Below are 14,630 nucleotides of genomic sequence, written 5' to 3'. Positions count from 1 at the left end.
GTGCCGCCCCTGCCGGCGGCACAGCTTCAAACCGAAAAGGAATTTCGATGAAACGTCTGCTGATTGTTGACGATTCGGACGTCATCCGCAACAAAATCGACCGCGATGTCGCCAACGGCGTCCACCCGCCCCTGCAAGTGGTGGGCAAGGCCAAAAACGGCGTGGAAGCCATCGTCATGTTTAAAAAATACCGTCCGCAACTGGTTACCATGGACTTGACCATGCCCGAAATGGACGGCCTGCAATGCATCAAAGAAATGGCGGCGCTCGACCGCAACGTCAATATCTTGGTGATTTCCGCACTGTCGGACGAATACAGTGGTTTGCTCGCCCTGCAATACGGCGCGCGCGGTTTTTTGTACAAACCGTTTAACGACTACGAGCTGCGCGAAGCGGTGGCACAATTGCTGGCGGCAAGCGATTTGGCGGAATCGAACCACCCGCGTGCATCATAGGACGGTGTGTTATCGTTGAAATGATTTATTTTTCAGACGAGGCGGCGAGCCGCAGACAGTATGGAAAATAAAGCATTTTAACCATATGATAGCGTTTTTCGTTTTTACACCAAGCCGTTCCCCGTTCGCGGCTTGGCAACAAAGGTAAGAAAGCCGAAACCATGACTTGGGAAACCGTAATCGGACTGGAAATCCACGTCCAGCTCAACACACAGTCTAAAATTTTCAGTGGCTCGTCCGCCGCCTTCGGCGCACTGCCCAATGCCCATGCGGGCGCGGTGGAATGCGCCCTGCCCGGCGTGTTGCCGGTGATGAACCGCGCGGTGGTGGACAAAGCCGTCAAGCTCGGCTTGGCACTGAACGCCACCATCAACCGCAAAAACGTGTTTGACCGCAAAAACTATTTTTATCCCGATTTGCCAAAAGGTTACCAAATCAGCCAGCTTGCGCTGCCGATTATTGAACACGGCACGCTGGAAATCGCGGTGGGCGATGCGGTAAAAACCATCAACGTTACCCGCGCCCACATGGAAGAAGACGCGGGCAAATCCGTCCACGAGGGCTTGGACGGCGCAACCGGCATTGATTTGAACCGCGCCGGTACGCCGCTTTTGGAAGTGGTGTCCGAGCCGGAACTGCGCTCCGCCGCCGAAGCCGTTGCCTACGCCAAAGCCCTGCACGGTTTGGTAACGTGGCTGGACATTTGCGATGGCAATATGGCGGAGGGTTCGTTCCGCATTGATGCCAACGTATCCGTGCGCCCGCAAGGTTCGTCCGAGTTCGGCACACGCTGCGAAATCAAAAACTTAAACTCGTTCCGCTTTTTGGAACAGGCGATTAACTACGAAGTGGAACGCCAAATTGAATTGATTGAAGACGGCGGCAAGGTGGTGCAGCAAACCCGCCTGTTCAACCCCGACACGGGCGAAACCAAAGCGATGCGTTCCAAAGAAGACGCGCACGATTACCGCTATTTCCCCGACCCCGATTTGCTGCCGATTATCATTTCCGAACAACAGCTTGAACGCGCCCGCGCCGAAATGCCCGAGTTGCCGCAGGAAATGGCGGCGCGGTTTGAAGCGGATTTCGGCGTAAGCGCTTACGATGCGCGTTTGCTGACGGCTTCGCGGGCGCAGGCAGCGTTTTTTGAAACGGCGGCGCAGGCAAGCGGTCAGGGCAAATTGGTGGCGAACTGGATGAACGGCGAGTTGGCGGCGGCCTTGAACAAGGCGGGTTTGGAGCTGGCGCAAAGCCCGATTGGTGCGGTGCGTTTGGCGGCTTTGGTCGGCAAAATCGCGGACGGCACGTTGAGCAGCAAGCTGGCGAAAACCGCGTTTGAAAAAATGTGGGAAGAAACCGATGCCGACATTGAGCAAATCATCGAGAAACACGGTTTGAAACAGATGACCGACACGGGCGCGATTGAGAAAATCGTGGACGAAGTGTTGGCGGCAAACGAAAAATCGGTGGCAGAGTTTAAGGCGGGCAAGGACAAGGCGTTTAACGCGCTGGTGGGTCAGGTGATGAAAGCCAGCAAGGGCAAGGCGAATCCGCAGCAGGTGCAGGAGTTGATGCGGGCGAAATTGCAGTAAAACGCATCAAACCGTTTGCCCCAAAACACTGCCCGATGGCTCGGGAAACCATCGGGCAGTTGTTTTATTTTTTCTTCGCGTGTTTGAGCGAGTCAATCGCCACCGCCAGCACGATGATGCCGCCTTTGATGATGTATTGCCAATACGGGTTTACGCCGATGTAGCTCAAGCCGTAGTTGATTAAGGTGAAAATAATCACGCCGATGACCACGCCAATCACCGTCCCCACGCCGCCACTGAACGACACGCCGCCAATCACACACGCGGCAATCGCGTCCAATTCGTACATGAAGCCCAAATTATTGGTTGCCGAGCCGATGCGCCCCGCTTCCAAAAAGCCGCCGAATGCGTAAAACACGCCCGACAGGGTGTAAATGCCCAGCAGGTTCAGGGTAACGTTTACGCCCGACACCCGCGCCGCTTCGGGGTTGCCGCCGATGGCAAACAGGTTTTTGCCGAAACGGGTTTTGTTCCAAATCACCCACACCAGCGCAACCGCCAGCGCGGCATAAATGGTGATGTACGACAGCCTGAAGCCGCCCAATTCCACAAAACCCTGCGTAAAGGCGGAATAACCCGCATCGAATCCGGCAACGGGCGCAGAACCGACCGCATCATAATACAGCGAATTGATGCCGTAAATAATCAGCATCGTCCCCAAAGTGGCGATAAACGGGGTAACGTTCATCACGGTAACAATGATGCCGTTGAGCAGCCCCAGCAGGGCACCGATGGCACACACCAGCACAATCACCACCGGAATCGGCACAACGTCCAGATTGGGAAAGACTTTATTGACATTGTCCATCGATTGCAGCATGGTGGCGGACACCACCGCCGCCAGCCCGACCTGCCGCCCCACCGACAAATCCGTCCCCTGCGTCACAATCAGCCCCGCCACCCCCAGCGCGATGATAATCCGCACCGAAGATTGGGTTAAAATATTGCTGAAGTTGGTCAGGCTCAAAAAGCTGGTGTCTTTGGAGACGATGACGAGCAACAGCATCAGCAAAACAAAATACAGCGCGTAATCTTTAAACAGATTCAACGCTTTTGCCGAAACATCGGATTTCATTTCAGGTTTTCCTTTTCAAAAAAATCACAGGTATTTTGCCGAAAGCTGCAAAATTTCTTCCTGATTGGTTCGGGCGGTTTCCACCACGCCCGCCACACGCCCCGCGCTCATCACCAAAATGCGGTCGGTGATGCCGAGCAGTTCGGGCATTTCCGATGAAATCACCATCACCGATTTGCCTTGTTTTGCCAAATCGGCAATCAGTTGGTAAATTTCAAATTTCGCGCCGACATCAATGCCCCGCGTGGGTTCGTCCAGCATCAGAATGTCGGGCTGCGTGAGCAGCCAGCGACCCAAAATCACTTTTTGCTGGTTGCCGCCGGAGAGCGTGCCGATGCGGGTTTTTTGGTCGGGCGTTTTCACGCGCATCGAGTCGATGACCCACTGCGTGTCCGCCCGCATCCGCGCACTGTCGAGCAAGCCGGCTTTTTCGTATTGTTTGATGTTGGCAATCAGGGCGTTGAAGCTGATGTCCAAGCCCGCGAAAATGCCCGTGCTGCGCCGTTCTTCGGTTACCAGCGCAAAGCCGTTTTTGATGGCTTCCACCGGCGTGCGGTTGTGTACCGCTTTGCCGCGCAGCAGGATTTCGCCTTCCGCCTGTTCGCGTACGCCAAACAGGGTTTCCACAATGTCGGTGCGTTTTGCGCCGACCAAGCCGCCGATGCCCAACACTTCGCCTTCACGCAATTCAAAATCTACCCCGCGCACGGAGGGCTGGTTTTTGGCGGTCAGATTGCGCACCTGCAAAACCACCTTGCCGGGCGTGTTGGTTTTTTCGGGGAAACGCTGGGTGAGGCTGCGCCCGACCATTTTTGCCACCAAAGCGTCCATATCGGTGTCGGCGGCACGAACGGTGTCTATCCATTTGCCATCGCGCAACACGGTGATTTCATCGCAGATTTTGAAAATTTCTTCCATTTTGTGCGAGATGTAGATGATGCCGCAGCCGCGTTGTTTGAGCTTGTCGATGATGGTGAACAGGTGCGCCACTTCTTTTTCCGACAACGACGAAGTCGGCTCGTCCATAATCACGATTTTGGCATCGTAGGAAAAGGCTTTGGCAATTTCCACCATCTGCATTTCGGAAACGGTGAGCTTGGCAACGGTTTGGCGCGGGTCGATATCGATGTCCAGCTCGTCAAAAATGGCTTTGGTGTCGCGGTACATTTTGGCTTCATCGACAAACCAGCCTTTGGACGGATAACGCCCCAGCCACAAATTGTCCATCACCGAGCGTTGTTTGACCAGATTCAGCTCCTGATGCACCATCGAGATGCCGTTTTCCAAAGCTTCTTTGGCGGTGCGGAACGCCACTTCTTTGCCCAGAAATTCGATGCTGCCCGAATCTTTGGCGTAGATGCCGAACAGGCATTTGAGCAGGGTGGATTTGCCCGCGCCGTTTTCGCCCATCAGGGCGTGTACCGAATGCGCCCGCACGGTGAGACGGACGCCGTCCAGCGCTTTGACGCCCGGAAAGGCTTTGTGGACGTCGCGCACCTCCAACAGCACGTTTTCCGCTTGTTCTTGCGAATCAGTCATGATGCTTGATACCTTTATCACATAAGGAAAACCCGCCGGCAAGGTGTGCCGCTTGCCGGTCGGGTGCCGCTTGGCGGATTATTGTGCGAATTGCTGCAGGTTTTCTTTGTCCACGCCCACATAGGGAATGCGCACGTTGTTGCCTTCCAGCTTGACGGCAGGATTGTGTTTCGGGTCGCTGCCCGATGCCAAGTCCACCGCCAAGGCGTAAACGGCGCGGGCTTGGTTTTCGCCGTCGTTCAGCACCGTGCCTGCCAAGCCGCCCGCTTTGACCATCTGCATGGCTTCGGGCAGGGCGTCCACGCCGAATGCGGGCAGTACTTTGCCGTGTGCTTTCATGGCTTCCACCGCACCCATCGCCATGGCGTCGTTGTTGGCGATGACCACTTCGATTTTTTTACCGCTCGGGCCGGAGAGCCATGCCTGCATGATGTCTTTGGCTTTGGCGGCGTCCCACATGGCGGCGTCCATTTGCAGTTGTTTGGTTTTGATGCCTTGTTCGTTGAGTTTTTCAACAGCGTATTTGGTACGCGCTTCGGCATCGGGGTGTCCGGGCTCGCCCTTGAGCATGACAAAATCCAAAACGCCGTCTTTGTTTAAGTCCCAATCGGGGTTGGCTTTCCACATTCGGGCAATCAAGTCGCCCTGAATTTCGCCGGACTGTTTGGGGTCGGCACCGACATAATAGGCTTTGTCGTAGCTTTTGAGCGCGGCTTCGCCGGGGTCTTTGTTGAAGAACACCACCGGCACGCCGGCGGCTTTGGCTTTTTCGATGATGGTTCCCGCGCTGGCGGGGTCAACCAGATTGATGGCGAGGGCTTTGACTTTTTTCGACAGCAGCACGTCCACTTGGTCGTTTTGGGTGGACTGGCTGTTTTGCGAGTCGTTGAGCAGCAGCTCGGCGGTTTTGTGGGTGGCGGCTTCGTTTTCCAAAGCGCGGCGCATCAGCGACATGAAATTATCATCGTATTTGTAGATGGTTACGCCGATTTTGTGGGCATTGCCCGAAGCGGCGCCGCCGTCTGCGGCCTTGCCGCCGTCCGAACACGCCGCCAAGCCGAACGCAGCAGCCAGTGCCACTGCGGTAAAACGTTTGTATGACATCATAGTGGTTCTCCAAGTGTTTTAACTTAACCAAGCCGCAAACAATGTGCAGCCCGTTGCGATTATACCGTTTGAACGGACACGGTTTCAAACCAATTCAGCCATTTATGGCATGATTTTTGCGCGGCCGCGCCCCGCTTGCCCGCCGTCCGATACACCGGCGCATTATACGCTTGAGAATAAAGCCCCCGTCAATCGCCGCCATTTGCCGCCACAGGCAGGGCGGGTTTTTGTTAAAATACGCAAATTCCCCCCACAACGGTTTGCCAGATGTTCCGCCCCGAAGACCACCCCCACCGCCGCTACAACCCCCTGCTGCAACAATGGGTGTTGGTGTCGCCGCACCGCGCCAAACGCCCTTGGCAGGGCAGGCACGAAACGCCGGACGACACCCCCAAGCCGCCGCACGACCCGCAATGCTATCTGTGCGCGGGCAACACCCGCATCAACGGCGAGCGCAATCCCGACTACACCGGCGCCTACGTGTTCGACAACGATTTTTCCGCCCTGCTGCCCGACACCCCCGCCACAGAACACGACAACGCGCAAGCGCACCCCCTGTTTTGCAGCCAAAGCGTGCGCGGCATCAGCCGCGTGGTGTGTTTTTCGCCCGACCATGCCAAAACCCTGCCGCAAATGGACGTCCGCGCCATCACCGAAGTGGTGAAGCTGTGGCAGCAACAGGCACAAGAATTGGGCGAACGCTATGTTTGGGTGCAGATTTTTGAAAACAAAGGCGCACTGATGGGCTGCTCCAACCCGCACCCGCACGGACAAATTTGGGCGGGCGACTTCATTCCCGACCTGCCCGCCCGCGCCGCCAAAGCGCAAGCGTGCTATTTCCAAACGCACCAACGCCCCCTGCTGCTCGATTACGCACAGGAAGAAGCCGCACGGCGCGAACGCGTGGTGGCGGAAACGGCGCATTGGCTGGCGGTTGTGCCGTATTGGGCGGCGTGGCCGTTTGAAACGCTGCTGCTGCCCAAATTCGCGGTGCGGCGCATCACCGCTTTGAACGAAGCGCAAACGGCGGATTTGGCACTGGCACTCAAGCACCTGACCACGCGCTACGACAATTTGTTCCGTACCGCGTTTCCCTATTCGATGGGCTTTCACGGTGCGCCGTTTGACGGGCAGGAACACCCCGAGTGGCAGCTTCACGCACATTTTTATCCGCCGCTTCTGCGCTCGGCAACGGTACGCAAATTTATGGTGGGCTACGAGCTGTTGGCGGAAGCGCAGCGCGATTTGACCCCCGAACAGGCGGCGGCACGGTTGGCGGCACTGCCTTTGCGCCATTATTCGGAAGAACGGTGATGCTCCAATGCACGGGGCGGCACATCAAGCCCTGCTTTGGGCGTGTCATCAATTAACTGAAAAAACACTTTGCCGTCATGCCCGCACAGGCGGGAAGCCACTGCCTGATGTTTGTGAAACTTTGTTTTATCAATGCTTTTTGAAATTTGTTTTGGATTCCCGCCTGCGCGGGCATGACGGCGCATTTTTATATTGCACTGATTTTCAGAAAAAATTTAAATGATGACACGCCCCGCACGCCGCCCGAATCAACGCCGATTTCCAACGGCGGGGTTGCCAACCGAAAAGGAATTGTGATGAATACGCTTGCCGCTTCGTTCCGCCAAGCCTTCCGCAGCGAACCCGCACTGCTGGTGCGCGCGCCCGGACGGGTGAACCTGATTGGCGAACACACGGATTACAACGACGGTTTCGTTTTGCCCTGTGCGATTGATTTTGCCGCCACGGTGGCGGTTGCGCCGAACGGCTTGGGGCGTTTTCGGGTGTACGCCGCCGATTATGCGGCGCACGATGAGTTTCCGGCAACGCAGTTGCCCGCACATTCGCCGCAAACGTGGGCGAATTATGTGCGCGCGGTGGTGTGGGCGTTCGCGCAACGGGGCTTGCTGCCGCCGCACGGCGCGGACATGGCGGTGGGCGGCAACGTGCCGCAGGGCGCGGGTTTGAGTTCGTCTGCCGCTTTGCAGGTGGGCGTTGCCAAAGCCCTGCAAACGCTGTACGGCTGGGACGGCGACGCCACCGCCTTGGCGCAGTTGGCACAGGCGGCGGAAAACGGCTTTGTCGGCTGCCGTTGCGGGATTATGGACCAGTTGGCAAGCGCGCGCGGACGGGCGGGACACGCGCTGCTGATTGACTGCCGTTCGCTGGAAACGGAAGCGGTGCCGTTGCCGCAAGATTGGCGGGTGATGATTGTGCATTCGAACGTACAGCGCGGCTTGGTCGGCAGCGAATACAATCTGCGCCGCCAACAATGCGAAACGGCGGCGCGGCATTTCGGGGTGGCGGCGTTGCGCGACTTGGACGAAGCGGCGTTTGAAGCGGGCAAGCGCGGTTTGGACGCAACCGTTGCCCGCCGCGCCCGCTACATCATTCGCGAAAACCGCCGCACCCTTGATGCCGCCGAAGCCCTGCGCCGCAACGATGCCGCCGCCGTCAGCCGCCTGATGGCGCAAAGCCACGCGGGCATGCGCGATGAATTTGAAATCACCCACCCTGCGGTGGACACACTGGTTGCCCTGCTCAACGACGTTGCCGGCACGCACGGCGGCGCACGCATGACCGGCGGCGGCTTCGGCGGCTGCGTGGTCGCCCTGCTGCCGCAAGCCCTGCTGGCGGAAGCACGGCAACACCTTGCCGCACACTACCACGCCCGCACGGGGCTGCGCGAACAAATTTTTGTCTGCACCCCGCAAAACGGCGCGGCGGTGCTGCCGCCCGAGTCGTGGCAAACGCCCGAACAAAATGGAAACGGCGCTGCCACAAATACCAACCGAATAAAGGAATTGCGATGAACACCCCCGCTTCCCCGCCGCCCGCCAAACGCCCCAACTATTTCGCCGTTACCGCCGCGCTGGTCGGCGCAATGGCAACGGTGGCGGTGTGGCAGCCGCAACTGCTCACCGGCACCATCGCCGCCGTCAGCGAATTTGTGTATTTGAAATTTGACTGGCTGATTATGTGGCTGCCGCTTTTGGCATTCGGTGTGGGTTTGGCGGTGGCGTTGTCGCCGTGCTGGGGCAAAATCCGCTTGGGCGGCGCGGACGCGAAACCCGATTACCCTTTCGCCGCGTGGATGAACATGCTGTTTACCGCAGGCATCGGCGTGGGCATCGTGTTTTTCGGGCCGATTGAAGCCTTGTGGCACTATTTCCATTCGCCCATCGGCGTTCAGGCAGCCCATCTGCCGCCGCACCAGCAGGTGGGCAACGCCATGAGCCTCGCCCTGCACGTTTGGGGCATACCCGCATGGTCGCTTTACATGATTGCGGGCTTGGTGATGGCGTATTTCACCTACCGCCACCGCACCGAATGCACGCCCGCCGCACCGGTTGAATACGCCTTCCGCCACAAAAAATGGGCGAAACCTTTGGGCGTGCTGATTACCGGCTTGGCGGTGTTGTCGATTGCCATGTCGGTGTCCTCGTCCATCGCGATGGCGGCGGCGCAAATCGCATCGGGCTTGAAAATCATCACCGGCGCGGCGGCGTTTGACGGCATCGCGTGGAAAGCGGCGGTGCTGACCGTGTTGGCACTGCTGTACATCGGCGGCTCGGTGCTGCCGATTGAAAAAGGCATGCGCTTTCTCGGCAACTGGACGGTGTATCTGTCGCTGTTGCTGCTGGCGTTTGTGTTTCTGGTCGGGCCCACGCATTATTTCGTCAGCACCATGACCACCGCCGTCGGCAATATTTTTACCCAAACCGTGCGCCATTCGTTTGAGCTGTATCTCTTTCACAAACGCGATTGGATTGTTTGGTATCCGATGGCGTACTGGGTGTGGTGGGTAACGTGGGCGCCGTTTGTCGGCGTGTTTCTCGCCAAAATCTCGCGCGGACGCACCTTGCGCGAATTTGTGTTGGCATCGGTGTTGGTGCCTGCGGGTTTTATCGTGATTTGGTTTTCGGTGTTTTCCGGTTTCAGCCTGCTGGACACGCTGGAAGGCACGGGACGTTTGGCGGAAATTGCCGAAAAAGGCGATTACGAAGGCACGTTTTACCACTTGCTCAATATGCTGCCGCTCGCCGAAGTTACCAAACCTTTGACCGTTATCCTGTTTTTGGGCTTTATCGTTACCACCGTTACCAGCGCGGCGATTTCGCTGGGCATCATGACGGGGCGGGACGGGCGCAGCGAAAGCAAATCCCGTGCGGTGGTGTGGGGTGTTTTGATGACGCTGATTGCCTATGCGGTGGTGTTCGGCGGCGAAATCAAGGGCATTAAGGCGGTGGGGTCGTTTGCGGGCTTTCCGTTTGTGTTGGTGATGTATTTGTGGTTTGCCGCGCTGTGGCGGCAGCTTCGCGCCGACACCCGCCGTCAAGATAAGGACATATCATGAAAGACAAACTCTATTGGCATCAGGCATGGCAGGACAATTTGATTGAAACGCTGATGATTGTGCTGATGCTGGCATTTTTGGCGTATGTGGTCAAACTGGCGTTTTTTGAAGACGACTTGCCCGTTGCCAACGACCGCGACCAAGACCGTCCGTAACGACACAAGCCGCCGTTTCAGGCAGCCGCGAATTGAACAACCCGTTTTCCCGAAAGAAAAACCATGACCCCGCCCCTGCTCCCCGTTCCCGATTTAAACGACACCATCAACCGCTTCCTCGCCCAAGTCCGCCCCCTGCTGGACGATACGGATTACGCCGAAGCCGAAACCGCCGCCCGCGCCTTTGAAACTGACACCGCGCCCGCGCTTCAGGCAGCCCTGCTCGCCCGCGCCGCCGACCGCCCCGACAGCAGTTGGCTGGCGGACACTTGGCTGGACGGCTACCTGCGTATCCGCGAAGCCTTGCCGCTTGCCAGCAACGTCGCCTTTGAACTGCAAACGCAAGGAGCGGATTTGGCGCAATGGTGCGCCGCGCTCGCCGCCGTGTGCGCCGATTGGCGGCACGGGCGCATTGACGCGCCGCTTTCGCCGCAAGGTCTGCCCGTGTGCATGGCGCAATGGCGGATTTTGGCGGGCGCGGCGCGGGTGCCGCAAAGTGTTTGTGATGATTACCGTTTTGCCGAAGATTCGCGTCATATCGGCGTGCTGCATCGCGGCTGGTATTACCGCGTTGCCGCTTTGGACGAACGCGGCGAAGCCCTGCCCGCCGCCCATTTCCGCCACGCTTTCGCGCAGATTGAACAACATTGCGAAAGCAATCCCTATCCCGTGGCGGTGGCAGCGCACATGGGCGGGGACGATGCCGCCCGTCTGCACGCCGCGTTGCGCCGACACCCCGACAACTCCGCATTGCTGGACGATTTGAACGCCGACCTGTTCCACGTCAGCCTGAGCGACCGCGCCGACACCGCCGATGACGACCTTGCCCGCGCCGCCTTTTCGCCCGACTGCGCCGTGTGGACGTACAAACCGATGACCTTCTGCCACAACCGCGCCACGCAAAGGCTGTTTTGGCATTGCGAACACACTTGGGAAGACGGCGGCGCACTCAAAGGCATCATCGCCCGCGCTGCCGCCAAGCTGCCTGAAACCAACACCGAAACCGCGTTTCAGGCAGCCGCGCCCGTGCGCCGGAGCTGGCAGCTTTCCGCCGCCCAAGAGCGCGACTGGCAAACGTGGCAGCAGCGTTACGCGGAACGCGCCGCGCACATGCGCGTGTGCAGCACCTTGATTGAATTGGACAATGAGCGCATTCCCGCCCGCACCAGCCGTGATGCGCTGATGCAGTTTGCGCTGCAATACGCCCAACTCGCCGCCTACGGGCGCGTGCGCAACACTTATGAAGCGGTGGACGCGAGCCACTTTTTGCACGGGCGTACCGAATGCGTGCGCCCCGTGTCCGAACCGTCGCTGGCTTTGGTGCGGGCGTTGGCGGACGGCAGCGCCGCAGGCGATGCGCTCACGGCGGCGTTGGCGGAACACAAGGCGCGGGTGAAAACCGCCAAACAGGGCTTGGGCGCGAACCGTCATTTGCTGGGCTTGCACGCCGAAGCGCGGGCGGCGGGCGCGGATACGGCGTGGTTTGACGGCGCGGCATACCGTTTGTTTTGCAACGACTTTTTGTCCACGTCCACGCTGGGGGACGATGCGCTTATCCGCAATTTCGCTTTTGCGCCAACGAGCGCGGGCGGTTTGGGGGTGAATTACACGCTGACGGCGCGGGGTTGGCTGTTTACCGTGTCGCACCACGCGGCGCAGGCGGAGGACGTGGCGCGGTTTGTGGTGGCGTTGCGCGAGGGCGCGGTGAAGTTGGCGGATTTGGCTGCCGAATACGCCGCCGCCCTTTGACGGTTTGCCCTGCCCGCCCACGCGATTTTCGTTATAATCCGCCCCGTTTTTCCACTTTCCCAAAAAAGGACACACCATGCCGAACCCCGTTGCCGATGCTTTGCGTTTTCTTTCCATGGACATGGTCGAACAGGCCAACTCCGGACACCCCGGCGCACCGATGGGCATGGCGGACATGGCCGCCGTGCTGTGGCGCGAATTTCTGCGCCACAACCCCGCCAATCCGCAGTTTGCCGACCGCGACCGCTTTGTTTTGTCCAACGGCCACGCTTCCGCGCTGCTCTACAGCCTGCTGCATTTGAGCGGCTACAACGTCTCCGCAGACGATTTGAAAAACTTCCGCCAACTGCACAGCAAAACGCCCGGCCACCCCGAATACGGCTACACGGACGGCGTGGAAACCACCACCGGCCCGCTCGGGCAAGGCATTGCCAATGCCGTGGGCATGGCGTTGGCGGAAAAAATCCTCGCCGCCGAGTTCAACCGCGACGGTTTGGACATCGTCAATCATTACACCTACGTTTTTCTCGGCGACGGCTGCCTGATGGAAGGCGTGTCGCACGAAGCCTGTTCGCTGGCGGGCACGCTGGGCTTGGGCAAACTGATTGTTTTGTATGACGACAACAATATTTCCATTGACGGCAAAGTGGACGGCTGGTTTACCGAAAACATTCCGCAGCGTTTTGAAAGCTACGGCTGGCACGTTGTGCCGAATGTGGACGGACACGATGCCGAAGCCGTCCGCACCGCGATTCAGGCAGCCCGCGACAACACCGCGCAGCCGTCCCTTATCTGCTGCAAAACCGTGATTGGCAAAGGCGCGGCAAGCAAAGCGGGCAGCCACAAAACCCACGGCGCACCGCTCGGCGCGGACGAAATCGCCGCCACCCGCGCCGCTTTGGGCTGGACGCAGCCGCCGTTTGCCGTGCCGGACGACATTCGCGCCGCTTGGGACGCGCGCGCGCGCGGCGCGGAACTGGAAAACGCTTGGAACGCCAAATTCGCCGAATACCGCGCCCGTTTCCCCGAATTGGCGGCGGAATTTGAACGGCGCACGGCGGGCAGGCTGCCTGAACACTTCGCCGCCCACGTTCAGGCAGCCCTGCAAAGCGTTTGCGAAAAAGGCGAAAAAATCGCCACCCGCAAAGCCAGCCAAAACAGCATTGAAATCTTGGCGCAAGTATTGCCCGAATTGGTCGGCGGTTCGGCGGATTTGACTCCGTCCAATTTAACCGATTGGTCAAACAGCGTGGCGGTAACGCGCGAAAACGGCGGCAACTATATCCATTACGGCGTGCGCGAATTCGGCATGGCGGCGGTGATGAACGGCATGGCGCTGCACGGCGGCGTGAAGCCGTTTGGCGCAACGTTCCTGATGTTCAGCGAATACGCCCGCAACGCCCTGCGCATGGCGGCGTTGATGAAAATCAATCCCGTGTTTGTGTTCACCCACGATTCCATCGGCTTGGGCGAAGACGGCCCCACGCACCAACCTGTTGAACAGATTGCCACTTTGCGCCTGATTCCGAATATGGACGTGTGGCGGCCGTGCGATACCGCCGAAAGTCTGACCGCATGGGCGCAAGCGGTACAAGCGCAAGACCGTCCGAGCTGCCTGATTTTCAGCCGTCAAAACCTGCCCTTTGTGGCGCGTGATGAAACCGCGTTAAACAACATCGTGCGCGGCGGCTACGTTTTGCGCGAAAGCGAAAACGCCCAAGCCGTCATCATTGCCACCGGTTCGGAAGTAGAATTGGCCCTGAACGCACAAACTTTGTTGGCAGAACAAGGCATTAACGTGAACGTGGTGTCCATGCCGTCCACCAATGTGTTTGACCGCCAAGACGCTGCCTACCGCCATGCCGTGCTGCCCGAACACCTGCCGCGCGTGGCGGTGGAAGCGGGCGTGTCGGACGGCTGGTACAAATATGTCGGCACACGCGGCGCGGTGGTCGGGCTTGACCGCTTCGGCGAATCCGCGCCCGCCGCCGAGCTGTTCCGCGAATTCGGCTTTACCGCCGAGCGCGTTGCCGCAGCCGTGAAAGCCGTCCTGTGAACGTGAAACGGCGCGGCATCGCCTTCCGTCTCAAGCAAGCCGTCCAACTGCTGCTGGTAGTGCTGTTGGCGTCCACCCTTGCCGACTGGTGGCGCAGCCCCGCCGTGCCGCACGACGCCGCCCGTTTGCCCATGCCCGAATCCGCCCAAACACTGGCACAAGCCAGCGCAAACGAAACGGTGGTGCTGTATTTCTGGGCGACTTGGTGCGGCGCGTGCCGCCACACCTCGCCCGTGCTGGAACGCTTGCGGCGGGACGGCGTGCGCGTGGTCGGCATCGCCCTGCAATCGGGCGGCGATGAAGACGTGCAACGCTATCTGCGCGAACACCATTTGCATTTCGCCACCCTCAACGACCCGCGCGGCGAACTGGCACGGCACTGGAACGTGCGCGTTACCCCCACCATCGTATTTGTGCGCGGCGGCAAAGTACGCCACAACACAAGCGGCATCGCCACCTATTGGGGCTTGAAAACACGGCTGGCAGCCGTTGCCCTCAGCACACGCGCCGGCAACGCCCGCCAACCGTAAAAA

General features: G+C 59.0%; 13 protein-coding genes. 9 read left to right on the top strand and 4 right to left on the bottom strand.

Annotated features, from left to right (window positions below):
* The first annotated feature begins 47 nt into the window (after window positions 1-47).
* Both G392_RS0102355 and gatB read left to right on the top strand, forming a co-directional pair.
* Window positions 48-455: a response regulator gene (locus tag G392_RS0102355; RefSeq protein WP_027008929.1), complete on the top strand. Its 408-nt coding sequence runs from the start codon at window positions 48-50 to the stop codon at window positions 453-455.
* Between the two features lie 161 nt (window positions 456-616).
* Entirely contained in the window at window positions 617-2,047 is a 1,431-nt protein-coding gene (gene gatB / locus G392_RS0102350) for an Asp-tRNA(Asn)/Glu-tRNA(Gln) amidotransferase subunit GatB (RefSeq protein ID WP_027008928.1), read from the top strand.
* 64 nt (window positions 2,048-2,111) lie between these two features.
* On the opposite strand, the gene mglC is transcribed toward gatB, so the two are convergent.
* From mglC to mglB, 3 genes are all read right to left on the bottom strand, one after another.
* Window positions 2,112-3,122, bottom strand: a complete 1,011-nt coding sequence (gene mglC, locus G392_RS0102345; protein ID WP_034334252.1) for a galactose/methyl galactoside ABC transporter permease MglC — start codon at window positions 3,120-3,122, stop codon at window positions 2,112-2,114.
* A 24-nt stretch (window positions 3,123-3,146) separates the two neighbouring features.
* Window positions 3,147-4,661 (bottom strand): galactose/methyl galactoside ABC transporter ATP-binding protein MglA, encoded by a 1,515-nt coding sequence (mglA, locus tag G392_RS0102340; protein ID WP_034334250.1) that lies wholly within the window; start codon window positions 4,659-4,661, stop codon window positions 3,147-3,149.
* A gap of 78 nt (window positions 4,662-4,739) precedes the next feature.
* Entirely contained in the window at window positions 4,740-5,768 is a 1,029-nt protein-coding gene (gene mglB / locus G392_RS0102335; protein ID WP_245571907.1) for a galactose/glucose ABC transporter substrate-binding protein MglB, read from the bottom strand.
* A gap of 267 nt (window positions 5,769-6,035) precedes the next feature.
* Between mglB and G392_RS0102330 the strand changes: the two genes are divergently transcribed.
* Window positions 6,036-7,082, top strand: a complete 1,047-nt coding sequence (locus G392_RS0102330; protein ID WP_027008924.1) for a UDP-glucose--hexose-1-phosphate uridylyltransferase — start codon at window positions 6,036-6,038, stop codon at window positions 7,080-7,082.
* On the opposite strand, the gene G392_RS0102325 is transcribed toward G392_RS0102330, so the two are convergent.
* Window positions 7,064-7,267: a hypothetical protein gene (locus tag G392_RS0102325; RefSeq protein WP_027008923.1), complete on the bottom strand. Its 204-nt coding sequence runs from the start codon at window positions 7,265-7,267 to the stop codon at window positions 7,064-7,066. The two genes, G392_RS0102330 and G392_RS0102325, sit on opposite strands and share 19 nt — an antisense overlap.
* 111 nt (window positions 7,268-7,378) lie before the next feature.
* Between G392_RS0102325 and galK the strand changes: the two genes are divergently transcribed.
* The 6 genes from galK (at window position 7,379) to G392_RS0102295 (ending at window position 14,627) form a co-directional block, all read left to right on the top strand.
* Entirely contained in the window at window positions 7,379-8,593 is a 1,215-nt protein-coding gene (gene galK / locus G392_RS11885; RefSeq protein WP_084165912.1) for a galactokinase, read from the top strand.
* Complete coding sequence (locus G392_RS0102315) at window positions 8,590-10,137, top strand: BCCT family transporter (protein ID WP_027008922.1); 1,548 nt, start codon at window positions 8,590-8,592, stop codon at window positions 10,135-10,137. The genes galK and G392_RS0102315 overlap by 4 nt, the downstream gene beginning before the upstream one ends.
* Entirely contained in the window at window positions 10,134-10,292 is a 159-nt protein-coding gene (locus G392_RS13895) for a hypothetical protein (RefSeq protein ID WP_169718728.1), read from the top strand. The genes G392_RS0102315 and G392_RS13895 overlap by 4 nt, the downstream gene beginning before the upstream one ends.
* A gap of 63 nt (window positions 10,293-10,355) precedes the next feature.
* Window positions 10,356-12,041: a choline/carnitine O-acyltransferase gene (locus G392_RS11880; RefSeq protein ID WP_051255528.1), complete on the top strand. Its 1,686-nt coding sequence runs from the start codon at window positions 10,356-10,358 to the stop codon at window positions 12,039-12,041.
* A gap of 76 nt (window positions 12,042-12,117) precedes the next feature.
* Window positions 12,118-14,097 (top strand): transketolase, encoded by a 1,980-nt coding sequence (tkt, locus tag G392_RS0102300; RefSeq protein ID WP_027008921.1) that lies wholly within the window; start codon window positions 12,118-12,120, stop codon window positions 14,095-14,097.
* The gene (locus tag G392_RS0102295; protein WP_245571906.1) at window positions 14,094-14,627 is read left to right on the top strand and encodes a protein disulfide oxidoreductase; all 534 of its coding nucleotides are present in this window, start codon (window positions 14,094-14,096) and stop codon (window positions 14,625-14,627) included. The genes tkt and G392_RS0102295 overlap by 4 nt, the downstream gene beginning before the upstream one ends.
* The last annotated feature ends 3 nt before the right edge of the window (window positions 14,628-14,630 follow it).

This window comes from Conchiformibius kuhniae DSM 17694 (assembly GCF_000428785.1).
GTDB lineage: Bacteria > Pseudomonadota > Gammaproteobacteria > Burkholderiales > Neisseriaceae > Conchiformibius > Conchiformibius kuhniae.
Note: the sequence above shows the minus strand (reverse complement) of the source record. Positions and strands in the feature narration are given on the sequence as shown.

Coding starts and splice junctions, on each gene's coding strand:
- G392_RS0102325 (WP_027008923.1), bottom strand. CDS start 7,267: ATGCGCCGTCATGCCCGCGCAGGCGGGAATCCAAAACAAATTTCAAAA.
- G392_RS0102315 (WP_027008922.1), top strand. CDS start 8,590: ATGAACACCCCCGCTTCCCCGCCGCCCGCCAAACGCCCCAACTATTTC.
- mglB (WP_245571907.1), bottom strand. CDS start 5,768: ATGATGTCATACAAACGTTTTACCGCAGTGGCACTGGCTGCTGCGTTC.
- galK (WP_084165912.1), top strand. CDS start 7,379: ATGAATACGCTTGCCGCTTCGTTCCGCCAAGCCTTCCGCAGCGAACCC.
- G392_RS13895 (WP_169718728.1), top strand. CDS start 10,134: ATGAAAGACAAACTCTATTGGCATCAGGCATGGCAGGACAATTTGATT.
- mglA (WP_034334250.1), bottom strand. CDS start 4,661: ATGACTGATTCGCAAGAACAAGCGGAAAACGTGCTGTTGGAGGTGCGC.
- tkt (WP_027008921.1), top strand. CDS start 12,118: ATGCCGAACCCCGTTGCCGATGCTTTGCGTTTTCTTTCCATGGACATG.
- G392_RS0102355 (WP_027008929.1), top strand. CDS start 48: ATGAAACGTCTGCTGATTGTTGACGATTCGGACGTCATCCGCAACAAA.
- gatB (WP_027008928.1), top strand. CDS start 617: ATGACTTGGGAAACCGTAATCGGACTGGAAATCCACGTCCAGCTCAAC.
- G392_RS11880 (WP_051255528.1), top strand. CDS start 10,356: ATGACCCCGCCCCTGCTCCCCGTTCCCGATTTAAACGACACCATCAAC.
- mglC (WP_034334252.1), bottom strand. CDS start 3,122: ATGAAATCCGATGTTTCGGCAAAAGCGTTGAATCTGTTTAAAGATTAC.
- G392_RS0102330 (WP_027008924.1), top strand. CDS start 6,036: ATGTTCCGCCCCGAAGACCACCCCCACCGCCGCTACAACCCCCTGCTG.